The organism is Enterobacter sp. 4974935 (genome assembly GCF_058661735.1).
In genome coordinates this window covers 4,307,491-4,330,895 of record NZ_JBZWGT010000003.1, presented here as the reverse complement: position 1 = coordinate 4,330,895, position 23,405 = coordinate 4,307,491, and the positions used below count along the sequence as shown (strand labels likewise).

Genomic DNA, 23,405 nt, shown 5'->3' with positions numbered 1-23,405 from the left:
TGCTCGCCCGTTATGGCGTGGATTACGTCTTAACTTGTCCATATTTGCTATCAAAAGTAGACCTGATTGGTCAAATTAAAACCATGAATGCGATCACGAATCGCAGCGGCACGCCATGTTCCCGCATCAGTAACTTCTTATGCTCACCTCAGGCCAGTAAAAAATCATAAAGGCCTCTACCCCTACAGGTTGTTTCATGAGGATTTAAAAATGCTCAGTCAAATACAACGTTTTGGCGGCGCCATGTTCACCCCGGTTTTACTGTTTCCCTTTGCCGGGATCGTGGTCGGGATCGCCATCATGCTTCGCAACCCGCTGTTTGTCGGCGAAGCTTTAACGGCCCCCGATCATCTGTTCGCGCAGATTGTTCACATCATCGAAGAGGGCGGCTGGGCGGTGTTCCGCAATATGCCGCTGATTTTTGCTGTCGGCTTACCGATTGGCCTGGCAAAGCAGGCGCAGGGCCGCGCCTGTCTGGCGGTGCTGATTAGCTTTCTGACCTGGAACTACTTTATCAACGCGATGGGGATGACCTGGGGTCACTTCTTTGGCGTCGACTTCTCTGCTGAACCCACTGCTGGCAGCGGGCTGGCGATGATTGCCGGAATCAAAACGCTTGATACCAGCATCATCGGGGCGATTATCATTTCCGGGCTCGTCACCGCCATCCACAACCGATTTTTCGAAAAGCCGTTGCCAGTCTTCCTGGGGATTTTCCAGGGTACCTCGTTTGTCGTTATCCTCGCGTTCTTCGTGATGATCCCCTGCGCCTGGCTGACGCTGCTGGGCTGGCCGAAAGTGCAGATGGGCATTGAGTCCCTGCAGGCGTTCCTGCGCTCTGCCGGTGCGCTCGGCGTATGGGTCTATACCTTCCTGGAACGCATTCTGATCCCAACCGGATTGCACCACTTTGTCTACGGTCCGTTTATCTTCGGCCCGGCGGCGGTAGAGGGCGGCATTCAGGTTTACTGGGCGCAGCACCTGCAGGAATTCAGCCAGAGCACTGTGCCGCTGAAAACACTGTTCCCTGAAGGCGGCTTCGCCCTGCACGGCAATTCGAAAGTGTTTGGCTCGGTCGGGATTGCGCTGGCGATCTGGTACACCGCGTCGCCGGAAAACCGCGTCAAGGTTGCGGGGCTGCTGGTTCCGGCCACGCTTACCGCCGTGCTGGTGGGTATTACCGAACCGCTGGAGTTCACCTTCCTGTTTATCTCGCCGTTGCTGTTTGCTATCCACGCCGTGCTGGCCGCAACGATGGCGACGGTGATGTATACCTTCGGGGTGGTGGGGAACATGGGGGGCGGTCTGCTGGACCAGTTCCTGCCGCAAAACTGGATCCCGATGTTCCATAACCACGCCTCGACGGTATTCACCCAGATTGGCATCGGCCTCTGCTTCACCGCTCTCTATTTCGTGGTCTTCAGGACGCTTATCGAACGTCTGAATCTAAAAACGCCGGGCCGGGAAGAGAGCGAAATCAAGCTCTACAGCAAGGCCGACTATAAGGCGGCGCGTGGGCAAACCACCGCCCCGGCAGCAGCCAGCCAGCAGGTCGGACAGGCCGCTGGGTTCTTACAGGCGCTCGGCGGCGCAGCAAATATCGAAAGTATCAATAACTGCGCCACCCGCCTGCGTATCGCCCTGGTGGATATGACGAAAACCCAAAGCGACGACGTCTTCAAAGCCCTGGGCGCACACGGTGTGGTGCGGCGCGGCAACGGCATTCAGGTGATTGTCGGTCTGCACGTTCCTCAGGTGCGCGACCAGCTGGAATCGCTGATGAAAACCCCTTTAACAAACGAACAAACCACTCTGACAGAGGCTATATCATGAAAAAATTCTCAGTTGTTATTGCAGGCGGCGGCAGTACATTCACGCCTGGTATCGTCCTGATGCTGTTAGCCAACCGTGACCGTTTCCCGCTGCGTGCGCTGAAGTTCTATGACAATGACGGAGCACGTCAGGAGGTTATCGCCGAGGCGTGCAAAATCATCCTCAGGGAGCAGGCGCCTGAGATTGAATTTAGTTACACCACCGATCCGAAAGCAGCCTTTACCGATGTGGATTTCGTGATGGCGCATATTCGCGTGGGCAAATACCCGATGCGTGAAAAAGATGAAAAAATCCCGCTGCGCCACGGCGTGCTGGGCCAGGAAACGTGCGGGCCGGGTGGCATCTCCTACGGCATGCGCTCCATCGGCGGCGTGCTTGAGCTGGTAGATTATATGGAACAGTACTCCCCGAACGCGTGGATGCTGAACTACTCCAACCCGGCGGCGATTGTCGCGGAAGCCACGCGCCGCCTGCGTCCGAACGCGAAAATCCTCAACATCTGCGACATGCCGATCGGCATTGAAGGCCGTATGGCGCAAATCGTCGGCCTGAAAGATCGCAAAGAGATGCGCGTGCGCTACTACGGTCTGAACCACTTCGGCTGGTGGACGTCGATTGAAGATCTGAACGGAAACGATCTGATGCCGAAACTGCGCGAATACGTGGCGAAAAACGGTTATGTTCCGCCTTCGGAAGATGCGCATACTGAAGCGAGCTGGAACGATACCTTCGCCAAGGCCAAAGACGTACAGGCGCTGGATCCGGACACCATGCCGAACACCTACCTGAAGTATTACCTGTTCCCGGACTATGTGGTCGCCCATTCCAACCCGGAGCGTACCCGCGCCAATGAAGTGATGGATCACCGTGAGAAGCATGTATTCAGTTCATGCCGGGCGATTATCGAAGCCGGTCATTCTTCTGCCGGTGAACTGGAAATCGACGAACATGCGTCGTACATCGTCGATCTGGCGACCGCGATTGCCTTTAACACCCAGGAACGCATGTTGCTGATTGTGCCTAACAATGGGGCTATCCATAATTTTGACGCCGACGCGATGGTAGAAATTCCGTGTCTGGTCGGCCACAACGGACCGGAGCCGCTGACCGTGGGTGATATTCCTCACTTCCAGAAAGGGCTCATGAGCCAGCAGGTGGCGGTGGAAAAACTGGTGGTGGACGCCTGGGAGCAGCGCTCGTATCAGAAACTCTGGCAGGCGATTACCCTGTCGAAAACCGTACCGAGCGCATCGGTGGCGAAGGCGATTCTGGACGAGCTGATTGAAGCTAATAAGGATTACTGGCCAGAGCTGCACTAATCTTTCTGACCGGCATCGCCAGATGCCGGTCTCCTTGTCCTGGCTGAATTACGCTATGCTGAAGCCTGCATGATGCACGACAAGGAATCTTCATGAACATTTCCCGCCTCGGTGAAGCGCCGGACTACCGCTTCTCACTGGCTAACGAACGCACGTTCTTAGCGTGGATCCGCACCGCCCTGGGCTTTCTGGCCGCAGGCGTCGGCCTTGATCAGCTCGCCCCCGATTTTGCCACTCCGTTGATTCGCGAAGTGCTGGCCCTGCTGCTGTGCCTGATTGCCGGCGTGCTGGCGATTTATGGCTATCTGCGCTGGCTGAGAAATGAAAAGGCGATGCGTCTGAAGCAGGATCTCCCCTACACGCGCGGTTTGCTCATCATCAGTACGATTTTGCTGATGGTTGCGGGCGTAGTGATGTTACTGGTGCTGTATGCCGGATAGCCGCAAAGCGCGGCGGGAAGCGGACCCCGGGCTTCAGCCGGAGCGAACCTCGCTGGCCTGGCTGCGCACGCTGCTGGGGTATGGTGCGTTGATCGCGCTTGCCATTAAGCACAACTGGCACCGCACGGGGGCGCCATTCTGGATCTCCATTGTTGTGCTGGCGCTGGTAGCCATCATTTTATGGCGCTACACCCGCAGCCGTAACCTGATGGACGTGGCGCAGAGCGACTTTGTACAGCCGAAGGCGGTGCGGGATAAGTTCCTTATCGCCCTGGCCGTGCTGTCGCTGTCACTGCTGTTTGCGGTCACCCACATTCAACAAATTTTGCACCTGTAGGCCGGGTAAGGCGCAGCCGCCACCCGGCATATTTACTTCCCTTTCGCTAAATATTTCGCCATCTCGTCTTCCGGCACCATGCCGCCGCCGGTCGCCCAGACCAGGTGTGTAGTGTTAGCATTCGCCGTTATGCGTACCGGCCCGGCCATCCCCGCCAGCGCCGACGGCTCCAGACAAATACCTTCTTCCTGCGCCAGCCAGCCGAGCAGGTCGTACATGCTTTGATCGGAGAGGGTATAGAACCCGTCAAGCAGACGCTCCATCGCGCGGCCCACGAAGCCGGACGCGCGACCTACCGCCAGACCGTCCGCCGCCGTCACGTTATCAATACCCAGATCCTGCACGGCGATTTCATCGTGCAGCCCGGTGTAAACGCCCAGCAGCATGCACGGGGAGTGCGTGGGCTCGGCGAAGAAACAGTGGACGTTATCGCCAAAGGCCAGCTTCAGGCCAAACGCCACGCCGCCGGGGCCGCCGCCGACGCCGCACGGCAGATAAACGTTCAGAGGATGTGCAGCGTCCACCACGTGCCCCTGCGCGGCAAACTGCGCTTTCAGGCGCTCACCTGCAACCGCGTAGCCCAGGAACAGCGTGCGTGAGTTCTCATCGTCAATAAAGAAACAGTTTGGATCGCTTTCCGCCGCTTTGCGCCCTTGCTCCACGGCCACGCCATAATCCTGCTCATATTCCACGACGATCGCGCCGTGGCTGCGCAGTTTGGCTTTCTTCCACTCGCGAGCGTCTGCGGACATATGCACCGTGACCTTAAAGCCGATGCGCGCGCTCATAATGCCAATGGACATCCCCAGGTTGCCGGTTGAACCCACCGCGATGCTGTACTGGCTGAAGAAGGCTTTAAAGCGTGGCTCCAGCAGGATGCTGTAGTCATCTTCAACGCTCAGCAACCCGGCTTCCAGCGCCAGTTTTTCCGCATGGGCCAGCACCTCATAGATACCGCCGCGCGCTTTAATGGAGCCGGAAATCGGCAGATGGCTGTCTTTTTTCAGCAGCAGCGTGCCTGGAATGGCCTTGCCAGACTCTTTCTCCAGCCGCTTTTGCATCGCCGGGATCGCGACCAGTTCGGATTCGATAATCCCGCCCGTTGCCGCCGTTTCCAGGAAGGCTTTCGCCAGATACGGCGCGAAGCGTTTCAGGCGCGCATGCGCGTCGTCCACGTCGGCTTTGGTCAGCCCGACATATGGCAACCCTTCCGCCAGCGTCGTGGTGTTCGGATTAAGCCAGGTGATCTCTTTCAGGGCAATCAAATCCGCCAGCAGCGGAAACCGGTCAATGAGGCCGGTCAGGTCAGTCGTTTTCATAATCTGTCTCAGAATTTAGTTCGTTTTGACTCTACACCAATTGTGAAAAAGCATGCTAAATACAGAGTAAAGCATTTGATTATTTGCAAGGGGCGTCGTGTTAAAGCCGTTAATTGTCACCGTGTTAGCGCTCGCTTCCGGCTGGGCCTGTGCCGCTGAGCCACCCCTGACGGCTGCCCGTTACGCGCAGATGTTGGGCGTCGGAATGGATGTCGACTGGGCCCGCACCGAGCGCGGTATACGCGAATTCGACCCGTTGGTGGTCCGTGATTTCCAGGCGAAAGGCATACATCATGTCCGTATTCGGGTGGCGGGCGAACCGACGGAAGCGCGGCTGATTCACCTGCGTAAGCTGGTGGAGGCTTGCGAGCAATACGGCGTCATCCCCATCATCGCCTATCAGGCCGATGAATATAAAAACGATCCGAAAGCGGATACCGAAAAAGCGGTGATCAACTGGTGGATTGCCGTGGCGCACTATTTTGGTCAGCGCTCGCCGTTGCTGGGGTTTGACCTGATCTACGAACCGGCGGACAAGCTCAACCACAACGTTGCTTCGCTCAACCGGGTGTATGAGAAAGCGATCAAAGACATTCACGCCATTGATGCCAGCCGCATGATTTTTATCGCCCCTCGTCTGCGCGCCGCGCCGGAGGATTTATCCAGCCTGAAGCTGCCCGCACACAGCCAGAATTACCTGCTGGCGGAATGGCATATTTTCCCCTGGGGTCCGCTGAAAACGAACGGCAAATACCCGTGGACGTCCGGAACCGCGGCTGAGAAAGCGGCTATCCGTAACCGAATCAATGCCGCGCTGCACTGGCAGCAAAAAACCGGGCACATTAGCTGGGTCGGGGGCTGGGGCGTGGGGGAGTCAAACCACCTCACGCCAACCGCTTCGCAAATGGCCTTCGCCAACTTTATGGCCTGCGAGCTGCAAAAGGCGAAAATCCCGTATGCGCTTAACGCGGACTTCCAGTTTTACGACGGGGAAGAGGGCGCCTGGCGGCCTGCGCCAGAGCCGTTATTACAGGCGATGATTGCGCCCGTGTGTGAAAAGCCCGGCGAGAAGCCGGGCCATCATGCGGTTAAACCGGCTGTTCGTGATGCGGGACGCGCGACGCCAGCGGCAGCCAGCACAGCAAAATCAGCAGCCCCATCAGGGTCATCAGCAGGCCCAAACTCGCCTGCCCGGTCTGCGGCATCATAGCCGAAAGCCAGGCCAGCGCGCCGGAACCGATATTCTGTAAACCGCCGACCAGCGCGCCTGCCGTGCCCGCGAGGAACGGGAACGGCTCCATTGCGCCGCTGGTGGCGAGCGGGAACAGCATGCCCGCGCCGAAGAAGAACAGCGCCGCCGGGATGAGCAACGTCCAGACCGACATCACGTCAAAAAGCCCCGGGATCCACATCATCAGCCCGGCCAGCAGACAGCTGATCACCGACTGCCACATCAACGTAGAGAAGCGTTTGTTCGGACGTCCGGCGAACCATGCGCCGAAGAACGCCGCCGGGATCGGCAGAATAAACAAAATGCTCACCACCATGCTGCTCAGGCCAAGGCCTGCGCCCAGCAGCACGCCGGAACAGGCTTCAAACACCGCAATGCCCGCCAGGCCGCCGATTAGCATCAACAGATAACAGGTAAACGACCCATTACCGAACAGCGTTTTGTAGCTGGCGATGAGCTTCGTGCGCGGCGCGTCCTGCGGACGTGTTTCCGGCATCCAGCGCGCCATGCTGTAGGTGACAATAATGCACAGCACCAGCAGGAAGGCGTAACAGGCGCGCCAGGACCAGACGGTGTCCAGCAGACCCCCAATCAGCGGGGCGAGCAGCGGGCTGACCAGAATGCCCATATTTAACAGACTGTTGGCGTGGCGAAGTTGGGTGCCCTGGTACATATCACGCGGCAGGGTACGCGCCATGACCCCGCCGACGCCGGTGCCCACGCCCTGGAGGGCGCTGGCGGCAATCAGGATGGTCAGGCTGTGCGTAGTAATGGCAATCACCGTCGCCACCATGAAAATGCTCATGCCCACCAGAATGACCGGACGACGCCCGACGCGATCGGACAGGGGACCATAAACCAGCTGTGAAACGCCATAGGTCAGCAGGTAGGCTGCCATCACGCTCTGTACCGCACCTTCGCGGACGCTCAGATCTTTTGCCATATCGGCAATCGCCGGAATGTAGATGGTTTGCGCCATCTGCCCGACGGCCACCAGTAACACCAGCATCAACAATAAGTTCACGTTCCGTTGCTTTTTCATGTCGCTGAATACTTTTGCCAAAAGAGATAAATAAAGAATAAGTGACTACGCATTCCCATAAATGCGCGAGGAATCTACCACAGAGAGATGACAATTTAAGCATTACTGTGATGAATGACAGAAGGCGTGAAGGCAGGATTTGTAAACAAGATCGGCAACTAATGTTGCCAGCGAATTACGCCAGGCGCAGCAGGACCGCACCGGCTGCAATACCCAGCGCCGCCGCGATGCGCAGGCCCACAACCTTCTCTTTTAAAAGCACAAATGCGATGAATGCGCCGAAGAGAATAGAGGTTTCACGTAGTGCGGCGACCACCGCCAGCGGCGCCTGAGTCATCGCCCAGAGTGCCAGACCGTAAGATCCCATCGTCCCGACGCCGCCGAGCAGTGTAACGCACAGGAGACGAACAAATATGGCCAGCTTGCAGCCGTCGGCTGGGGAGAGAAAGGCAGTAAAATCAGGGCAATAAGCGCGGCTGAACCGCTAACGCCGATCGTCGAGTAGAGCTTGTCCGTTCCGGCCTTAACGATGGCGTTCCAGCTGGCATGCAGCAGTGCGGCGAACAGTAAAATGCAGAAAACGGTGATGGACATGGCGGATCGGTTGGTGAAATGTCATCCAACTGTAACATTCCCCCGTCGAGGCTGCCAGCCGCTTACACTGCGCAAAAAAGGCGGTGCGTCACCCGGGGCTCGTCTGACACAAGCCTGAAGCCCGCCCGATGATAAAATCCGTACGCGGTTTCCGGCGCATGGGTATTAAGAAAATCAAACCAGATGCTGGCATCCGCCATCACCACGGTCAAAAGTTGTTTTCCAATCCCCAGCCCACGGCACTTTTCGCTGACGTAGAGATGACGAATACGTCCGGCGCGCGGCTGCTGGCTGAATGGATCGCGATTTAGACCGCACACGCCCACCAGCCTGCCGTTAAGAAACGCCCCCAGCAGCTTTTCACCCGGCGCGTTAAAGCGATTCTCACCGCGCTGCCAGTTCTCTTCCAGCCTGCGCAGCATATTGAAATTTAACGCGATACTCTCGGCCTTCAGGGCGATATAGCCCGGTTCATCAGGGGTAACAGGCTCAATTAACAGACGCGACATAGCATTCCCTCGTTATTAAAGAGGGGCGGTTGCCCGCCCCTCTCAGGTGCGACTTGAACCTGAATCACTTAACGTATTTCAGGACAGCATCAAGCAGTTGCAATACAGCAACAATGAGTTTGAGGACAAGTATGACCATATCCACGACGCTCATACGCGTCTCCTTTTGGTTAAAAGGAGCACGATGCTGGCGTACCTTTCCGCCGCCTGTGGCCAGCACCTGGATTGACGTAACACAGTGTGCTCACTTCAGGGGTTAAGGCACTGACGGCACCACCCGTTTCAGCCAGGACTTCGTTGCGCCGGTAAACTGCGGCCCCCTCGCTCACTGCGAACACCCTCAGTATAGATAAATACTGTATGCATGAACAGTATTTTATGGACAAATTTTGGAAGGCGATCCATACTCAAAAACGTCAAAATCCGTGCCGGAATTGCGCGTTCGTCTTCGATCGCGTATACTTTTTGCGTTGACGTAACACAGTGTGTTCTGCGGCAACCAACCGCAAAACCCTGATAAAAACCTCGCTTAGGCGGGGTTTTTTGTTTTCTGACGAAGTGAAAATAGTATCCTCCGTTGACTTATTGGCAATAGGTGTTATCGTTGCCATAATGGCAACGGACGCGGCAGGCAAGCAGGATGCATTTAATCTCAATGAAGGCAATTTTGGATGCGGTAAGCCAGTTCCCGCAATACAGAGAAGAGCTTCTCTTTTTAGGACGAGTTATTGAAAAGAGCCACTGCCCGACGCCCGCTGCACTGAGAAAACTTTTCCCAACGCTGGATAACTTCAAGTATCTTGAAAAGCATTATGTTATTGATATTGCAAATAACAATCTCAGAGTAGTGGCTCTCATATTCTTTGAAAGCCAAAAGTTTTATGTGCGCCATGTTTTTACTCATAAGGAATATGACCGTTTTACGGAGAAACATCGCACTAAGGGGAAGAAATGATGATCGTCGCTGATGCAATGAAAGCTACGCACGCCCTTGTTGCGGCCGTTCCTTTACTGGGTGAACAGCCGAGCGAGAAAGATTATAAGGATGCGCTTGAGCTGGTTGAGTATCTCCTTATGAACGAGCCCAATAGCCCCTTGCTGGATATTGTGTGTGCCAGAATTAGCCGTTACGAAGCTAATCGGCCAGAGATAGTCGCACTACGCAAGGAGATGGAGTCTGTTCCTGTCGGAATTGCAGTTTTAAGAACATTGATGGATCAATACAATCTGACGATATCGGATTTTCAGGATGAAATTGGTAGTAAATCGATGGTTTCACGGGTTCTGAATGGTCAGAGACAGCTTACTCTGAACCATATTAAAAAGCTGGCGGTCAGATTTGGGGTATCACCTGCGCTATTTATTGAGTGTCATCACCCAACAAACGAAACGTGATCCCTGACGCATTTTTGCGCAGATGAAAATATTTCCATTGTCACATCCGAAAACCTGTGTTTGTATAAATTCAATCAATGATTCCAAACACAGGTCCCCAATGACTTCATCCATCTTCACTTCGACCCTACTAAAAACTGCGCAACCTGCCGCAGTGGTCGTCGTGCGTGTGGTGGTGGTCGTCGGCAATGCGCCGTAGGGACTGGATCAACACACGAATCCAAAACCCCGCCGGCGCAAACCGGGCGGGGTTTTTCGTTTAAGAGCCTCCCCGGAAAGTCGGCCCAGAAGAAAAGGACTGGAGCATGGCAAGTTCGGGCACAACATCCACAAAAACGCGTTTCACCGGCGCGCAGCTGATTGTTCATTTACTGGAACGACAGGGCATCACCACCGTTGCGGGCATCCCGGGTGGGACCGTGCTGCCGCTGTATGATGCGTTAAGCCAAAGCACACAGATCCGCCACGTGCTGGCGCGCCACGAGCAGGGCGCAGGCTTTATCGCTCAGGGCATGGCGCGTACCCAGGGTAAACCGGCGGTCTGTATGGCCTGCAGCGGGCCGGGCGCCACTAACCTGGTGACCGCCATCGCCGATGCGCGCCTCGACTCCATTCCGCTGATCTGCATTACCGGCCAGGTGCCGTCCTCGATGATCGGTACCGATGCGTTCCAGGAAGTGGATACCTACGGTATCTCTATCCCCATCACCAAACATAACTATTTAGTTCGCGATATCAGCGAGCTGCCTCAGGTGATCAGCGATGCGTTTCGCATTGCCCAGTCTGGCCGCCCGGGTCCGGTGTGGATAGACATTCCTAAGGATGTCCAGACCGCAGAAATTGAGATCGACGTCCTGCCCGAGCCGGGCAAGCGTGCCCCGGCGCCGGAATTCAGCGCTGAGAGCGTGCGCGACGCCGCCGCCATGATTAACGCGGCGAAACGCCCGGTGCTCTATCTGGGCGGCGGGGCGATCAACGCCGCGGATGAAATTCGTCAGTTCGCTGAAAAAGCTAATTTGCCTACCACCATGACCCTGATGGCGCTCGGCATGCTGCCAAAAGCGCACCCATTGTCTTTAGGGATGCTGGGCATGCACGGCGCGCGCAGCACCAACTACATCCTGCAAGAGGCGGATTTGCTGATTGTTATGGGGGCGCGTTTTGATGACCGGGCGATTGGCAAAACCGAGGAGTTCTGCCCGAACGCCAAAATCATTCACGTGGATATCGACCGCGCCGAGCTGGGTAAAATCAAGCAGCCGCACGTGGCGATTCAGGGCGACGTGGCCGAGGTGCTGGCACAGCTGATCCCACAGACGGAGGCAACCGACCGCGCCGACTGGCGCCAGCTGGTGGCCGATCTGCAACGCGAGTTCCCGGGCGCTATCCCAACCGAGGGCGACCCGCTGAGCCACTATGGTCTTATCAACGCCGTTGCCGCCTGCGTGGATGACAGCGCGATTATCACCACCGACGTCGGCCAGCATCAGATGTGGACCGCCCAGGCGTATCCGCTTAACCGCCCGCGCCAGTGGCTGACCTCCGGCGGCCTTGGCACCATGGGCTTCGGCCTGCCAGCAGCGGTTGGCGCGGCGCTCGCCAACCCGGACCGTAAGGTGATCTGCTTCTCCGGTGACGGCAGCCTGATGATGAACATTCAGGAGATGGCCACCGCAGCCGAAAATCAGTTAGACGTCAAAATCATTCTGATGAACAACGAGGCGCTGGGCCTGGTACACCAGCAGCAGAGCCTGTTCTATAAGCAGGGCGTGTTTGCGGCGACCTATCCGGGGATGATCAACTTCATGCAGATTGCCGCTGGTTTTGGCCTGCACACCTGCGATCTGAACGCCGAAGAAGATGCCCACGCGGCGTTGCAGGATGCGATTTCTCGCCCTGGCCCGGCACTGATCCACGTGCGTATCGACCCTGAACAAAAAGTGTATCCGATGGTGCCGCCGGGTGCGGCCAATACTGAGATGGTGGGGGAATAAACCATGCAGAAACAATATGATAACGTCATTCTGGAACTCACCGTCCGCAACCACCCTGGCGTCATGACCCACGTCTGCGGGCTGTTTGCCCGACGGGCGTTTAACGTGGAAGGCATTCTCTGTCTGCCGATTCAGGGCAGCGAGCACAGCCGCATCTGGCTACTGGTGAACGACGACCAGCGTCTGGAGCAGATGATGGCGCAGATCGACAAGCTGGAGGACGTCACCAACGTGGCGCGCAACCAGTCCGATCCCACCATGTTTAACAAAATTGCGGTGTTTTTCGAGTAAATCACTTAAGGTAAAAGGCTTTTGCCGGATGGCGCTGCGCTTATCCAGCCTGCAAGGACGTTACACGTAGGCCGGATAAGGCGTTTACGCCGACATCCGGCGTGTTCACGCATCAGGATCAAACCATGACCACCATCGCCCTTATCGACGACCACCTTATCGTCCGCTCCGGCTTTGCCCAGCTTTTAAACCTCGAACCGGATTTTCAGGTCGTGGCCGAGTTTGGCTCCGGTCGCGAGGCGCTGGCGGGCCTGCCGGGACGCGGGGTGCAGGTCTGTATCTGCGACATCTCAATGCCGGATCTCTCCGGGCTGGAGCTGTTAAGCCAGCTGCCGAAAGGGATGGCGACCATTATGCTCTCGGTCCACGACAGCCCGGCGCTGGTCGAGCAGGCGCTCAACGCGGGCGCGCGCGGCTTCCTCTCTAAACGCTGTAGCCCCGACGAGCTGATTGCCGCCGTGCGCACCGTCTCCACCGGCGGCTGCTACCTGACGCCGGATATCGCCATCAAGCTGGCGGCGGGACGGCAGGATCCGCTCACCAGACGCGAGCGTCAGGTGGCAGAGAAACTTGCCCAGGGCATGTCGGTAAAAGAGATTGCCGCGGAGCTGGATCTGTCCCCGAAAACCGTGCATGTTCATCGCGCCAACCTGATGGAAAAACTCAACGTCAGTAACGATGTCGAGCTGGCGCGCCGTATGTTTGACAGCTGGCAATGAGTCCCGTTTTTTCACGGCTGATCGCCGTCGTCGCCAGCTTTTTTATCTTCTCCGCCGCATGGTTCTGCCTGTGGAGCATCAGCCTGCATCTGGTGGAACGCCCGGAGCTGGCGGTGCTGCTGTTCCCCTTTGGCCTGCGTCTGGGACTGATGCTTCAGTGCCCGCGCGGATACTGGCCCGTTTTGCTCGGTGCAGAGTGGCTGATGCTGATCTGGCTGGCGCAGGAAGTGGCGCTGGCGCATCTGCCTTTATTGATGACCGGAAGCCTGCTCACGCTTATCCCGGTCGCCCTGATTTCCCGCTACCGTCACCAGCGCGACTGGCGCACGCTGCTGCGTCAGGGGGCGGCGCTGATTGCCGCCGCGCTGTTGCAGTCCCTGCCGTGGGTGGGCGAAAAGGAGGTGCTCAACGCCCTGCTGCTGACCCTCACCGGCGGCCTGACGCTGGCCCCGACCTGCCTGGTTTTCTGGCATTACCTTACCAGCACCGTCTGGCAGCCGCTCGGCCCGGCGCTGGTCTCCCAGCCGGTGAACTGGCGCGCCCGGCACCTGATCTGGTATCTGCTGCTGTTTGTGGTGAGCCTGTGGTTGCAGCTTGGTCTGCCCGCTGAATTATCACGCTTCACGCCGTTTTGTCTGGCGCTGCCGATCATCGCCCTCGCCTGGCACTACGGCTGGCAGGGGGCGCTGATCGCGACCCTAATGAACGCCATCGCGCTGATCGCCAGCCAGACCTGGCACGATCATCCGGTAGATCTGCTGCTCTCGCTGCTGGCCCAGAGCCTGACCGGGCTGCTGCTGGGGGCGGGCATCCAGCGCCTGCGCGAGCTGAACCAGTCTCTGCAAGCCGAGCTGGCGCGCAATCGCCGTCTGGCGGAGCGTCTGCTGGAGACGGAAGAGAGCGTGCGCCAGGAGGTTGCCCGCGAGCTGCACGATGACATCGGCCAGACCATCACTGCCATCCGCACCCAGGCGGGCATTGTCCAGCGCCTGGCGGCAGAAAACACGGGTGTGAAGCAGGGCGGGGCGCATATCGAACAGCTTTCGCTGGGTGTCTATGACTCCGTTCGCCGCCTGTTAGGGCGGCTGCGCCCGCGCCAGCTTGACGATCTGTCCCTGGAGCAGGCGGTGCGTTCCCTGATGCGCGAGATGGAGCTGGAAAGCCGCGGGATAGTCAGCCATCTCGACTGGCGCATCAATGAAGCTATCCTGAGCGAAGGTCAGCGCGTGACGCTGTTCCGCGTCTGTCAGGAGGGGCTGAACAACATCGTCAAACACGCCAGTGCCCGCGCGGTCACGATCCAGGGCTGGCAGCAGGACGAGCGCTTGATGCTGGTGATTGAAGACGACGGCTGCGGCCTGCCGCCGGGCTCCGGCCAGCAGGGCTTTGGCCTGGCGGGGATGCGCGAGCGCGTGAAGGCGCTGGGCGGCACGCTGACGATCTCCTGCACCCACGGGACGCGCGTCAGCGTCAGTTTGCCGTTAAGGACGCACCATGTTTAAAACCCCCGTCAGCGCCGCCCCGTTAGGCAACAAAGCGGAAATCGACGCCCGCTACCGCTACTGGCGACGTCATATCCTGGTCACTATCTGGCTCGGCTACGCGCTGTTCTACTTCACCCGCAAAAGCTTCAACGCCGCCGCGCCGGAGATCCTCGCCAGCGGCGTGATGGCGCGCACCGATATCGGCCTGCTGGCGACGCTGTTTTACATCACCTACGGTCTGTCGAAGTTCTTCTCCGGCATCGTCAGCGACCGCTCCAATGCGCGCTATTTCATGGGCGTTGGGCTGATCACCACCGGCGTGGTGAACATCCTGTTTGGCTTCTCGACGTCGCTGTGGGCCTTCGCCCTGCTGTGGGCGCTGAACGCCTTCTTCCAGGGCTGGGGCGCGCCGGTCTGCGCCCGCCTGCTCACCGCCTGGTACTCACGCAACGAGCGCGGCGGCTGGTGGGCGATATGGAATACCGCGCATAACGTCGGCGGGGCGCTGATCCCGATGGTGGTGGGGGCTGCCGCGCTGCACTACGGCTGGCGTGCGGGGATGATGATTGCCGGTGGCCTGGCAATTATCGCCGGGCTGTTCCTCTGCTGGCGCCTGCGCGACAGGCCGCAAACCGTCGGCCTTCCACCGGTGGGCGACTGGCGGCACGACGAGATGGAGATCGCCCAGCAGCAGGAGGGGGCCGGGCTGTCCCGCCAGCAGATCCTCACCAAATACGTACTGAAAAACCCCTACATCTGGCTGCTGTCGCTCTGCTACGTGCTGGTCTACGTGGTGCGCGCGGCCATCAACGACTGGGGCAACCTGTACATGTCCGAGACGCTCGGTGTGGATCTGGTGACCGCCAACTCGGCGGTGACCATGTTTGAACTGGGCGGGTTTATCGGCGCGCTGGTGGCGGGCTGGGGCTCGGACAAGCTCTTCAACGGCAACCGCGGGCCGATGAACCTGATTTTCGCCGCCGGAATTTTGCTCTCCGTCGGCTCGCTGTGGCTGATGCCGTTCGCCAGCTACGTGATGCAGGCGGCGTGCTTCTTCACCATCGGTTTTTTCGTCTTTGGCCCGCAGATGCTGATCGGCATGGCGGCGGCAGAGTGCTCCCACAAAGAGGCGGCAGGCGCGGCGACGGGCTTTGTCGGGCTGTTTGCCTACCTCGGCGCATCGCTCTCCGGCTGGCCGCTGGCGCGGGTGATCGACATCTGGCACTGGAGCGGGTTCTTCGCGGTGATCGCTATCGCGGCGGGCATCTCCGCCCTGCTGTTGCTGCCGTTTTTGCACGCGCAGGCACCGCGCGAAGCGTGACGCGCCTCACCTTTTGCTGCCGAGTCGCGCAAAACTAAGAAATTTTCCCGGTTTCACCTGGACGCTGTCTCAGGCATCTCTCCTGGCTGGTTTTTACAATGCTGCAAAAATCAGCTCAGGAGTAACTCAGTCATGCTGGCCTTCTTAAATCAGGTGCGCAAGCCGACCCTGGATCTGCCGCTCGACGTGCGGCGCAAAATGTGGTTCAAACCGTTCATGCAGTCCTATCTGGTGGTCTTCATCGGCTACCTGACCATGTACCTGATCCGCAAAAACTTTAACATCGCGCAGAACGACATGATCTCCACCTACGGGCTGAGCATGACGCAGTTGGGGATGATTGGCCTGGGCTTCTCCATCACCTATGGCGTGGGGAAAACCGTTGTTTCCTACTATGCGGACGGCAAAAACACCAAGCAGTTCCTGCCGTTTATGCTGATCCTCTCTGCCATCTGTATGCTCGGCTTCAGCGCCAGCATGGGCGCGGGCTCCGTCAGCCTGTTCCTGATGATCGCCTTTTACGCCCTGAGCGGTTTCTTCCAGAGCACCGGCGGGTCGTGCAGCTACTCCACCATCACCAAATGGACGCCGCGCCGCAAGCGGGGGTCGTACCTCGGCATGTGGAACATCTCCCACAACCTCGGCGGAGCGGGTGCGGCAGGCGTGGCGCTGTTCGGCGCGAACTACCTGTTCGACGGCCACGTCATCGGCATGTTTATCTTCCCGTCGATTATTGCCCTGATTGTTGGCTTTATCGGCCTGCGCTACGGCAGCGATTCCCCGGAGTCGTACGGCCTCGGCAAAGCCGAAGAGCTGTTCGGGGAAGAGATCAGCGAAGAGGACAAAGAGACCGAAGAAAACGAGATGTCCAAATGGCAGATCTTTGTTGAGTACGTGCTGAAAAACAAAGTGATTTGGCTGCTCTGTTTCTCGAACATCTTCCTGTACGTGGTGCGCATTGGTATCGACCAGTGGTCCACCGTGTATGCCTTCCAGGAGCTGAAGCTTTCTAAAGAAGTGGCGATTCAGGGCTTCACCCTGTTTGAAGTGGGCGCGCTGGTCGGCACGCTGCTGTGGGGATGGCTCTCCGACCTCGCCAATGGCCGCCGCGCGCTGGTGGCCTGCGTCGCGCTGGCGCTGATTATCGCCACCCTTGGCGTCTACCAGCACGCCAGCAACCAGTACATTTACCTGGCGTCCCTGTTCGCGCTCGGCTTCCTGGTGTTTGGTCCGCAATTACTGATCGGTGTGGCGGCAGTGGGCTTCGTCCCGAAAAAAGCGATCGGCGCCGCCGATGGGATTAAGGGCACCTTCGCCTACCTGATCGGCGACAGCTTCGCCAAGCTGGGTCTGGGGATGATCGCCGACGGCACGCCAATTTTCGGCCTTACCGGCTGGGCGGGCACCTTCGCCGCGCTGGATGCCGCCGCGATTGGCTGTATCGTCCTGATGGCGATGGTTGCGGTGCTGGAAGAGCGTAAGATCCGACGTGAGAATCGTGCGCAGAAATTAAAAGTAGCCTGAGTGTGCAGGTAACTTCTTTGCCCGGTGTGTGATGCCGGGCTTTTTTATTTTGCACGGCCTACCTTTACTCCGCTTTACACACTCGCTCCTCTCTATGCTCTACAGTGTTTTTGCTGCCGCCTTTCGTGCAGCCTTAGCCCTTTTGCTAACGGAGAGCTTGCATGTTAACCCGACGATTGTCCTGCCTTGCGCTGCTGATGGCGCTGGCGTCCCCCGCAATGGCCGCGGATGCCCCCACCTACGGCGAGAAGCTGGAAGGTTTTGACTACGGCTGGCCGGTAAAACACTTTACCTTTACCTCGCAGAACCAGCCTCTGGATATGGCTTACCTGGACGTGAAACCGGAAAAACCCAACGGCCGCACCGTGGTGCTGATGCACGGCAAAAACTTCTGTGCTGGCACCTGGGACGGCACTATCCGCGCGCTGTCGGCCGGTGGGTATCGCGTGATCGCCCCTGACCAGATTGGTTTTTGTAAATCCACCAAGCCGGAGCATTACCAGTACACCTTCCAGCAGCTGGCGGATAACACCCACGCGCTGCTGAAAACGCTGGGCGTCGAGCGCGTGACGGTTATAGGACATTCGACCGGCGGCATGCTGGCAACCCGCTATGCGTTGATGTGGCCGCAGCAGGTGGAGCAGCTGGTGATGGTGAACCCGATTGGTCTGGAAGACTGGAAAGCGCGCGGCGTGCCGCATATTACGGTCGACCAGTGGTACCAGCGCGAGCTGAAAGTTAGCGCCGACGGTATTCGTCAGTACGAGAAAAACACCTACTACGCCGGGGAGTGGAAGCCGGAGTACGAGCGCTGGGTCACTATGCTCGCCGGGCTGAACAACGGGCCGGGTAAAGCGCGCGTGGCGTGGAACTCGGCGCTGCTCTACGACATGATTTATACCCAGCCGGTTGTCTATGAATTTAGCGAGCTGAAGATGCCGGTATTATTGATGATCGGCACGAAGGACAATACCGCCATCGGGAAAGATCTCGCCCCACCGGAGATCCGCAAGACGCTCGGCAATTACGCGGTGCTGGGCAAAGAGACGGCGAAGCGCATTCCGCACGCGACGCTGGTCGAGTTTAACGACATGGGCCACGCGCCGCAGATGCAGGATCCTGAACGTTTCCACGACGCGCTGCTGAAAGGGCTTCAGGCGCGCTGAAGGGTCTCCAGCAACAGCCCGCGCAGCCACGCCTGCGCGGGATTGCTTTCATCGCAATTATCCAGCTTTTTTCGGTTCACTATTCTGGCCGTTCCCGCTGTTGACGCGCTGCGTTTCCCGCTATGATGGGCGGCTAGTCTAAGGAGAACGCATGGTCTGGATAATGCTGGCAACGCTTGCCGTGGTATTTGTGGTTGGATTTCGTGTCCTGACCTCAGACTCCCGCCGCGCCATCAAACGTTTAAGCGAGCGGCTGGGCATCACCCCGATGCCGGTCGAGTCGATGATCGATCAGTTCGGTAAAACGCCGGGCAATGAGTTTATCCGCTACCTTGAGCGCCCCGACGAGGCACATCTGCAAAATGCGGCGCAGGTGCTGCTCATCTGGCAGGTCTGCATTGTTGACGGCAGTGAAGAGAATCTGCATACCTGGCACCGTATGCTGCGTAAAGCCCGCCTTGCCGCACCCATTACCGATGCGCAAATTCGACTGGCACTTGGCTTTATGCGCGAAATGGAGCCCGATCCGCAGGAGCTGAACGCCTTCCAGCTGCGCTATAACCAGCTATTTCTGCCGGAAGAAGGTGTGTTTTATCTGCACTGATCCCCTCTAAAACCACAAAAGTTGTCAAATCGTTAAATCCGTCACACTTTTGATGATAAACTGCGCGACTTTTCCGCACGTTTTAATCTCAGGTGATGCCATGACAGAACATATCCAGCCCACGACTCCGCCGCAGGCCAAAGAGGTGTCTCGCCCCAACTGGTCGGCGGTTTTCTCCGTGGCGTTCTGCGTCGCCTGCCTGATCACCGTTGAGTTTCTGCCGGTCAGCCTGCTGACGCCGATGGCGCAGGATCTGGGCATTTCCGAAGGCGTGGCGGGGCAGTCCGTTACCGTCACCGCCTTTGTGGCGATGTTCGCCAGCCTGTTTATCACCCAGGCGATTGGCACCATTGACCGTCGTAAAGTGGTCATTCTGTTCAGCGTGCTGCTGACGCTCTCCTGCCTGCTGGTCTCTTTCGCTGAAAGCTTCACCCTGCTGCTGCTGGGTCGCGCCTGCCTGGGGCTGGGGTTAGGCGGCTTCTGGGCGATGTCGGCCTCGCTGACCATGCGCCTGGTGCCCGCGCGCACCGTGCCAAAAGCGCTGTCCGTTATCTTCGGCGCGGTCTCTATTGCGCTGGTGATTGCCGCGCCGCTGGGCAGCTTCCTTGGTGGGATTATCGGCTGGCGTAACGTCTTTAACGCGGCGGCAGTGATGGGCGTGCTGTGCATTATCTGGGTGTGGAAAGCGCTACCGTCTCTGCCGGGTGAAGCGGCGCACCACAAACAGAACATGTTCGCGCTGCTCAAGCGTCCGGGCGTGCTGGCGGGGATGACCGCCATCTTCATGGCCTTTGCCGGGCAGTTTGCCTTCTTTACCTATATTCGCCCGGTGTATATGACCATGGCGGGCTTTGACGTGGATGGCCTGACGCTGGTGCTGCTGAGCTTCGGTATCGCCAGCTTCGTCGGCACCTCACTGTCGTCTCAGTTCCTGAAGCGCTCCCTGAAGGTGGCGCTGGCGGGTGCGCCGCTGGTGCTGGCGATCAGTGCCGCGGTGCTGGTGCTGTGGGGCAGCGACAAGTGGGTCGCATCGGCGATTGCGATTGTCTGGGGCTTTGCCTTTGCGCTGGTGCCGGTGGGCTGGTCGACGTGGATCACCCGCTCGCTTGCCGATCAGGCGGAAAAAGCCGGGTCGATTCAGGTGGCGGTGATCCAGCTGGCGAACACCTGCGGCGCGGCGGTGGGCGGCGTAGCGCTCGACCATCTGGGGCTGACGTCACCGCTGGTGATCTCCGGTACGCTGATGCTGCTGACCGCGCTGCTGGTGGCGGGGAAGGTGAAGGCGAAGTAAGTCAATTTTCCTCCTCACCCTAACCCTCTCCCCATAGGGGAGAGGGGACTGCTCGGTGCTGTCTTTTCACCCTCGCCCCTTTGGGGAGAGGGCCGGGGTGAGGGGACGTTCGCTTAAGCCGATGCCTTAACCCTTCTGCGTGAATCCATCGAAATCAGCACCACCGACGACACAATCAGCAGCGTTCCCAGCCAGTCCGGCAGGGTGAATGCCACCCCCAGCAAAACCACCGACAGCAGCGCGCTGCTCAGGGGTTCGGCGCAGCTCAAAATGCTTGCCTTCGGCCCGCCGATCATCTGCGCGCCCTTCAGATACAGGCTGAACGTCAGCGCGGTGCCAATCACCACCAGGTAGAAAAACGCCAGCAGCAGGCCGCCGTCAATGGCGAAGGTGGTGCCGCGTCCGGCGTAGAACGGCGTCAGCATTAGTCCCGCAATCAACATACTCCAGCCGACAATCGGCAGCGTGCCGTAGCGGGCGATAAGCGTTGATGGATAGGTGGTGTAAAACGCCGCGGCAAACGCCGAGGCGATACCGAAGAACAGTGCGGCAGGCGAGATGGAGAGCGACGTCGGGTCGCCGTGGGTCACCAGCAGGAAGGTACCCACAAGCGATGTCAAAATAGCCGACAGGACAAACATGCCGGGACGCTTCTTCCGCGCCAGGGCGAACCACGCCACGATGATGGTTGGCGACAGGAACTGAAGCACGGTGGCCGTAGCGGCGTTGGATTTTTCAATCGTCAGCAGGAAGGTGAGCTGCACGGTGAGCGCGCCAACCAGCGAGAAAAACAGCAGGCTGAGGGCGTCCTTGCGGTTTTTGATGACCGAGAAAATCTTGTCGCCGTGAACGAAGGAGAGCGTCAGCAGGATCACGCCGGTAAACAGCAGGCGAACCATGGTCAGGTAAGGTGAAGAAATGTGGCTTTTCTCCATGATGTACTGCGCGCAAACCCCGGAACTGCCCCATAAAACGGCGGCGATCAGGACGTTGAGCATCCCTTTGCGTGTGGAACCCATGTTCTCCCCTGTTATGTTGTCGTTAATTGGCCAACAGCATAGCATGGTTGTGTGCGGCATGATGCCCTCACCCCGGCCCTCTCCCACGGGGAGAGGGGGAAAACCGTAGGCCGGGTAAGCGTAGCGCCACCCGGCATGTTGTTGACCTTAGAACCACGCCTCCCACATCGCGCCGACGTTGAAGTCATCGAGCGTTTCGTCTTTGGTGTTGTTCACGCGCGCGGTGCGTTCGTTGTCCACTTTGCCGCCGGTCACGTAGAAGCGCAGCATCGGACGGAACTCCGGCCCCATGGCGATAGACATGTTCTGCGACAGGGTCAGCTTCCAGCCCTTGTTGTCGCCGCCGTTGTCGTAATCTACGTGCTGCCAGCCCGCTTCCAGCCAGGTGGAGTGAACGTCGTTCCACCAGTGCATCGGGCGCACGATGGCGTTGTAGTTCTTACGGTTATCGGTGTCATCACGGCTGTTGTCATAGTCGTGGAAGGCGAGGATGTACTCCACCTGCGTGGCCTGGGTGAATTTATACAGCCCTTCGAAGCTGGCGTAGACCGTGGTCAGGTCTTCGGTTTTATTGAACACGCTGTTGTCCGAATTATCGGAGTAGCGGGCGATCACCTTGTTCACACCGCTGTCGTTGGTGTGGCTCAGCACCACGCCGCCCTGCCAGGCGTTCAGACGCTCGTCGCTCTCAACGGCTTTGGAGTCAAAACCGTAGTTGGCGTACAGCTCCAGGTCGATCGGGCCGAGCTTCATGCCGTGGATTTTTGAGGTGGCAGCGTAGTTGCCCTTGTCACCCGTGCCGGAGCCGCCGGTACAGGTGATGCGCGACGGGTTGGCTTCATCTTCCATCACTTCCGGGCTACAGGATTCCACCGCCGCCACGGCAGCCACGTCGAACTGCACGCCGCCGATGTCGAAGTTCTTCACCCCGGCGCCCTGGCCATCGTGGTTCATCCAGAAGTAATCGTTGATGCCCTGCTGCGGACGCTGGTGGAAGTCACGACCGGCCCAGAAGTAGGCGTTCGGGTTGGAGGCCATAATGTTGGTCACCCCGGCGTAGGCTTTTTTGAGGTTAACTTCGTCGCCCCAGTGGTCGATCATCACGTTGATGTCCCAGATGGCGCCGTTATCACCCTTGAAGGCCTTGGAGAGCTGGAATTCCCCGCCGTTGCCTTCGTTACCCAGACGACCAATCGCGGACGCGCCGTTGTAGGAGCCGTCCACCGCCACATACTTCTGGTCAGCGGCCTGGAAGTGCGCGCCGTAGCGGGCGTAGCCGGTAAATTTGATGCCAAACGGAATCGCCATGTCCGGGGATTGCGCTGCGCTCTGCGGCTCGGTGATGACGTCCGCTTTTTTCGCGACCGCCGCATCCATTTTCGCCTGACGCTCGGCCAGGGCTTTATCCACCGCTTTCGCCACAATGGCGTCGATTTGCTCCTGCGTAAATTCTTGCGCGAGCACGGAAATTGGACAAAGCGCGGCGATAACCGCCATGGTTAATGGAAGTTTTTTAATCGTATTCATGGTTATCTCAATATAGTTTAATTTTATTCAGACAATAACCATCCCGCTCCGATCTGACAGAATATGTCGCTATCATCAGAACAAGTGGATTTCTAGTTTTAGGTACAGAGGTATTACATTAAATTATTTCGCCATAGACTATCTCTGATATAAATGAATAATCTCTTCAGATAATTCACGCGCTAATAGCGAATTCATTAAATGATCCTGCGCGTGCACCATAATTAACGTCATCGGCTGGCGGGCTTCGCCCGCGTCCTGCTCGATCAGTTTGGTCTGCATCTTGTGTGCCTGGCGCGCGTAGCCATCGGCTTCACGCAGCAGGCTTTTGGCTTCGTCAAGGTTGCCCTGGCGCGCCGCATGCAGCGCTTCGAAGCACAGGCTGCGGGACTGACCGGCGTTGACGATAATTTCCATTACGGCTTCTTCTAATGCGATCATCATTT

General features: G+C 58.3%; 23 protein-coding genes and 2 pseudogenes. 17 read left to right on the top strand and 8 right to left on the bottom strand.

All coding sequences use genetic code 11. The features are described from left to right. The first annotated feature begins 210 nt into the window (after window positions 1–210). The 4 genes from AC4OVS_RS21965 (at window position 211) to AC4OVS_RS21950 (ending at window position 3,929) form a co-directional block, all read left to right on the top strand. On the top strand, window positions 211–1,833 hold the full coding sequence (locus AC4OVS_RS21965) for an alpha-glucoside-specific PTS transporter subunit IIBC (protein WP_171936799.1): 1,623 nt from the start codon (window positions 211–213) through the stop codon (window positions 1,831–1,833). Then, on the top strand, window positions 1,830–3,152 hold the full coding sequence (locus AC4OVS_RS21960; RefSeq protein ID WP_063199808.1) for a 6-phospho-alpha-glucosidase: 1,323 nt from the start codon (window positions 1,830–1,832) through the stop codon (window positions 3,150–3,152). The genes AC4OVS_RS21965 and AC4OVS_RS21960 overlap by 4 nt, the downstream gene beginning before the upstream one ends. 92 nt (window positions 3,153–3,244) lie before the next feature. Beyond that, window positions 3,245–3,592 (top strand): YidH family protein, encoded by a 348-nt coding sequence (locus tag AC4OVS_RS21955; protein ID WP_003861080.1) that lies wholly within the window; start codon window positions 3,245–3,247, stop codon window positions 3,590–3,592. Beyond that, window positions 3,582–3,929 (top strand): DUF202 domain-containing protein, encoded by a 348-nt coding sequence (locus AC4OVS_RS21950; protein WP_022646545.1) that lies wholly within the window; start codon window positions 3,582–3,584, stop codon window positions 3,927–3,929. Before AC4OVS_RS21955 ends, AC4OVS_RS21950 begins: the two co-directional genes overlap by 11 nt. Before the next feature lie 32 nt (window positions 3,930–3,961). Here the strand turns inward: AC4OVS_RS21950 and dsdA are convergent, their stop codons facing one another. Then, the gene (gene dsdA, locus AC4OVS_RS21945; protein ID WP_126291609.1) at window positions 3,962–5,248 is read right to left on the bottom strand and encodes a D-serine ammonia-lyase; all 1,287 of its coding nucleotides are present in this window, start codon (window positions 5,246–5,248) and stop codon (window positions 3,962–3,964) included. A gap of 97 nt (window positions 5,249–5,345) precedes the next feature. Between dsdA and AC4OVS_RS21940 the strand changes: the two are divergent. Further along, window positions 5,346–6,431 (top strand): annotated as a pseudogene (locus AC4OVS_RS21940) (cellulase family glycosylhydrolase); the annotation flags it as partial. Here the strand turns inward: AC4OVS_RS21940 and emrD are convergent. The 4 genes and pseudogenes from emrD to tisB form a co-directional block, all read right to left on the bottom strand. Beyond that, window positions 6,337–7,521 carry a multidrug efflux MFS transporter EmrD gene (gene emrD / locus AC4OVS_RS21935; protein ID WP_171936585.1) on the bottom strand — a complete coding sequence of 395 codons (1,185 nt, stop codon included), beginning with the start codon at window positions 7,519–7,521 and terminating at the stop codon, window positions 6,337–6,339. The pseudogene AC4OVS_RS21940 and the gene emrD overlap by 95 nt on opposite strands. A gap of 175 nt (window positions 7,522–7,696) precedes the next feature. After that, window positions 7,697–8,115: pseudogene (locus tag AC4OVS_RS21930) on the bottom strand (EamA family transporter). Between the two features lie 62 nt (window positions 8,116–8,177). Beyond that, complete coding sequence (locus AC4OVS_RS21925; RefSeq protein WP_023298965.1) at window positions 8,178–8,624, bottom strand: GNAT family N-acetyltransferase; 447 nt, start codon at window positions 8,622–8,624, stop codon at window positions 8,178–8,180. Between the two features lie 64 nt (window positions 8,625–8,688). Further along, window positions 8,689–8,778, bottom strand: coding sequence for a type I toxin-antitoxin system toxin TisB (gene tisB / locus AC4OVS_RS21920; RefSeq protein ID WP_022646551.1), 90 nt, complete (start codon window positions 8,776–8,778; stop codon window positions 8,689–8,691). Between the two features lie 486 nt (window positions 8,779–9,264). Between tisB and AC4OVS_RS21915 the strand changes: the two genes are divergently transcribed. The 12 genes from AC4OVS_RS21915 (at window position 9,265) to nepI (ending at window position 20,413) form a co-directional block, all read left to right on the top strand. Beyond that, window positions 9,265–9,579 (top strand): type II toxin-antitoxin system HigB family toxin, encoded by a 315-nt coding sequence (locus AC4OVS_RS21915; RefSeq protein WP_479438235.1) that lies wholly within the window; start codon window positions 9,265–9,267, stop codon window positions 9,577–9,579. After that, window positions 9,576–10,019, top strand: a complete 444-nt coding sequence (locus AC4OVS_RS21910; RefSeq protein WP_127350064.1) for a helix-turn-helix domain-containing protein — start codon at window positions 9,576–9,578, stop codon at window positions 10,017–10,019. Before AC4OVS_RS21915 ends, AC4OVS_RS21910 begins: the two co-directional genes overlap by 4 nt. A 100-nt stretch (window positions 10,020–10,119) precedes the next feature. Then, complete coding sequence (gene ivbL, locus AC4OVS_RS21905; protein ID WP_057979964.1) at window positions 10,120–10,218, top strand: ilvB operon leader peptide IvbL; 99 nt, start codon at window positions 10,120–10,122, stop codon at window positions 10,216–10,218. A gap of 106 nt (window positions 10,219–10,324) precedes the next feature. After that, window positions 10,325–12,013: an acetolactate synthase large subunit gene (gene ilvB, locus AC4OVS_RS21900; protein WP_491922716.1), complete on the top strand. Its 1,689-nt coding sequence runs from the start codon at window positions 10,325–10,327 to the stop codon at window positions 12,011–12,013. 3 nt (window positions 12,014–12,016) lie between these two features. Next, entirely contained in the window at window positions 12,017–12,304 is a 288-nt protein-coding gene (gene ilvN, locus AC4OVS_RS21895; RefSeq protein WP_045336030.1) for an acetolactate synthase small subunit, read from the top strand. A 125-nt stretch (window positions 12,305–12,429) separates the two neighbouring features. Further along, a complete protein-coding gene (uhpA, locus tag AC4OVS_RS21890; protein WP_022646555.1) occupies window positions 12,430–13,023 on the top strand; it encodes a response regulator transcription factor UhpA in 594 nt (197 codons plus the stop codon). Continuing rightward, the gene (uhpB, locus tag AC4OVS_RS21885; RefSeq protein WP_491922715.1) at window positions 13,020–14,525 is read left to right on the top strand and encodes a signal transduction histidine-protein kinase/phosphatase UhpB; all 1,506 of its coding nucleotides are present in this window, start codon (window positions 13,020–13,022) and stop codon (window positions 14,523–14,525) included. The genes uhpA and uhpB overlap by 4 nt, the downstream gene beginning before the upstream one ends. Beyond that, entirely contained in the window at window positions 14,518–15,828 is a 1,311-nt protein-coding gene (locus AC4OVS_RS21880) for an MFS transporter (protein ID WP_491922714.1), read from the top strand. The genes uhpB and AC4OVS_RS21880 overlap by 8 nt, the downstream gene beginning before the upstream one ends. A 132-nt stretch (window positions 15,829–15,960) precedes the next feature. Beyond that, entirely contained in the window at window positions 15,961–17,352 is a 1,392-nt protein-coding gene (uhpT, locus tag AC4OVS_RS21875; protein ID WP_023298970.1) for a hexose-6-phosphate:phosphate antiporter UhpT, read from the top strand. Window positions 17,353–17,513: 161 nt separating this feature from the next. Then, window positions 17,514–18,518: an alpha/beta fold hydrolase gene (locus AC4OVS_RS21870; RefSeq protein WP_023298971.1), complete on the top strand. Its 1,005-nt coding sequence runs from the start codon at window positions 17,514–17,516 to the stop codon at window positions 18,516–18,518. A gap of 151 nt (window positions 18,519–18,669) precedes the next feature. Further along, window positions 18,670–19,122 (top strand): DUF1198 domain-containing protein, encoded by a 453-nt coding sequence (locus tag AC4OVS_RS21865; protein ID WP_014830062.1) that lies wholly within the window; start codon window positions 18,670–18,672, stop codon window positions 19,120–19,122. Between the two features lie 100 nt (window positions 19,123–19,222). Continuing rightward, the gene (nepI, locus tag AC4OVS_RS21860; protein ID WP_023298972.1) at window positions 19,223–20,413 is read left to right on the top strand and encodes a purine ribonucleoside efflux pump NepI; all 1,191 of its coding nucleotides are present in this window, start codon (window positions 19,223–19,225) and stop codon (window positions 20,411–20,413) included. A 113-nt stretch (window positions 20,414–20,526) separates the two neighbouring features. On the opposite strand, the gene AC4OVS_RS21855 is transcribed toward nepI, so the two are convergent. The 3 genes from AC4OVS_RS21855 to AC4OVS_RS21845 all read right to left on the bottom strand — a co-directional run bounded on the left by AC4OVS_RS21855 (window position 20,527) and on the right by AC4OVS_RS21845 (window position 23,400). After that, the gene (locus AC4OVS_RS21855) at window positions 20,527–21,432 is read right to left on the bottom strand and encodes an EamA family transporter (protein ID WP_023298973.1); all 906 of its coding nucleotides are present in this window, start codon (window positions 21,430–21,432) and stop codon (window positions 20,527–20,529) included. A 147-nt stretch (window positions 21,433–21,579) separates the two neighbouring features. Further along, window positions 21,580–22,959: a carbohydrate porin gene (locus AC4OVS_RS21850; protein ID WP_022646562.1), complete on the bottom strand. Its 1,380-nt coding sequence runs from the start codon at window positions 22,957–22,959 to the stop codon at window positions 21,580–21,582. Between the two features lie 138 nt (window positions 22,960–23,097). Continuing rightward, complete coding sequence (locus AC4OVS_RS21845; RefSeq protein WP_014168006.1) at window positions 23,098–23,400, bottom strand: PTS lactose/cellobiose transporter subunit IIA; 303 nt, start codon at window positions 23,398–23,400, stop codon at window positions 23,098–23,100. Window positions 23,401–23,405 lie beyond the last annotated feature (5 nt).

What these genes read in the sequence shown, in the direction of transcription:
- ilvB (WP_491922716.1), top strand. Translation starts at nt 10,325, where the DNA reads ATGGCAAGTTCGGGCACAACATCCACAAAAACGCGTTTCACCGGCGCG.
- ilvN (WP_045336030.1), top strand. Translation starts at nt 12,017, where the DNA reads ATGCAGAAACAATATGATAACGTCATTCTGGAACTCACCGTCCGCAAC.
- AC4OVS_RS21910 (WP_127350064.1), top strand. Translation starts at nt 9,576, where the DNA reads ATGATGATCGTCGCTGATGCAATGAAAGCTACGCACGCCCTTGTTGCG.
- ivbL (WP_057979964.1), top strand. Translation starts at nt 10,120, where the DNA reads ATGACTTCATCCATCTTCACTTCGACCCTACTAAAAACTGCGCAACCT.
- AC4OVS_RS21960 (WP_063199808.1), top strand. Translation starts at nt 1,830, where the DNA reads ATGAAAAAATTCTCAGTTGTTATTGCAGGCGGCGGCAGTACATTCACG.
- AC4OVS_RS21865 (WP_014830062.1), top strand. Translation starts at nt 18,670, where the DNA reads ATGGTCTGGATAATGCTGGCAACGCTTGCCGTGGTATTTGTGGTTGGA.
- AC4OVS_RS21925 (WP_023298965.1), bottom strand. Translation starts at nt 8,624, where the DNA reads ATGTCGCGTCTGTTAATTGAGCCTGTTACCCCTGATGAACCGGGCTAT.
- AC4OVS_RS21850 (WP_022646562.1), bottom strand. Translation starts at nt 22,959, where the DNA reads ATGAATACGATTAAAAAACTTCCATTAACCATGGCGGTTATCGCCGCG.
- AC4OVS_RS21965 (WP_171936799.1), top strand. Translation starts at nt 211, where the DNA reads ATGCTCAGTCAAATACAACGTTTTGGCGGCGCCATGTTCACCCCGGTT.
- nepI (WP_023298972.1), top strand. Translation starts at nt 19,223, where the DNA reads ATGACAGAACATATCCAGCCCACGACTCCGCCGCAGGCCAAAGAGGTG.
- AC4OVS_RS21855 (WP_023298973.1), bottom strand. Translation starts at nt 21,432, where the DNA reads ATGGGTTCCACACGCAAAGGGATGCTCAACGTCCTGATCGCCGCCGTT.
- uhpA (WP_022646555.1), top strand. Translation starts at nt 12,430, where the DNA reads ATGACCACCATCGCCCTTATCGACGACCACCTTATCGTCCGCTCCGGC.
- uhpB (WP_491922715.1), top strand. Translation starts at nt 13,020, where the DNA reads ATGAGTCCCGTTTTTTCACGGCTGATCGCCGTCGTCGCCAGCTTTTTT.
- emrD (WP_171936585.1), bottom strand. Translation starts at nt 7,521, where the DNA reads ATGAAAAAGCAACGGAACGTGAACTTATTGTTGATGCTGGTGTTACTG.
- uhpT (WP_023298970.1), top strand. Translation starts at nt 15,961, where the DNA reads ATGCTGGCCTTCTTAAATCAGGTGCGCAAGCCGACCCTGGATCTGCCG.
- tisB (WP_022646551.1), bottom strand. Translation starts at nt 8,778, where the DNA reads ATGAGCGTCGTGGATATGGTCATACTTGTCCTCAAACTCATTGTTGCT.
- dsdA (WP_126291609.1), bottom strand. Translation starts at nt 5,248, where the DNA reads ATGAAAACGACTGACCTGACCGGCCTCATTGACCGGTTTCCGCTGCTG.
- AC4OVS_RS21950 (WP_022646545.1), top strand. Translation starts at nt 3,582, where the DNA reads ATGCCGGATAGCCGCAAAGCGCGGCGGGAAGCGGACCCCGGGCTTCAG.
- AC4OVS_RS21915 (WP_479438235.1), top strand. Translation starts at nt 9,265, where the DNA reads ATGCATTTAATCTCAATGAAGGCAATTTTGGATGCGGTAAGCCAGTTC.
- AC4OVS_RS21880 (WP_491922714.1), top strand. Translation starts at nt 14,518, where the DNA reads ATGTTTAAAACCCCCGTCAGCGCCGCCCCGTTAGGCAACAAAGCGGAA.
- AC4OVS_RS21955 (WP_003861080.1), top strand. Translation starts at nt 3,245, where the DNA reads ATGAACATTTCCCGCCTCGGTGAAGCGCCGGACTACCGCTTCTCACTG.
- AC4OVS_RS21845 (WP_014168006.1), bottom strand. Translation starts at nt 23,400, where the DNA reads ATGATCGCATTAGAAGAAGCCGTAATGGAAATTATCGTCAACGCCGGT.
- AC4OVS_RS21870 (WP_023298971.1), top strand. Translation starts at nt 17,514, where the DNA reads ATGTTAACCCGACGATTGTCCTGCCTTGCGCTGCTGATGGCGCTGGCG.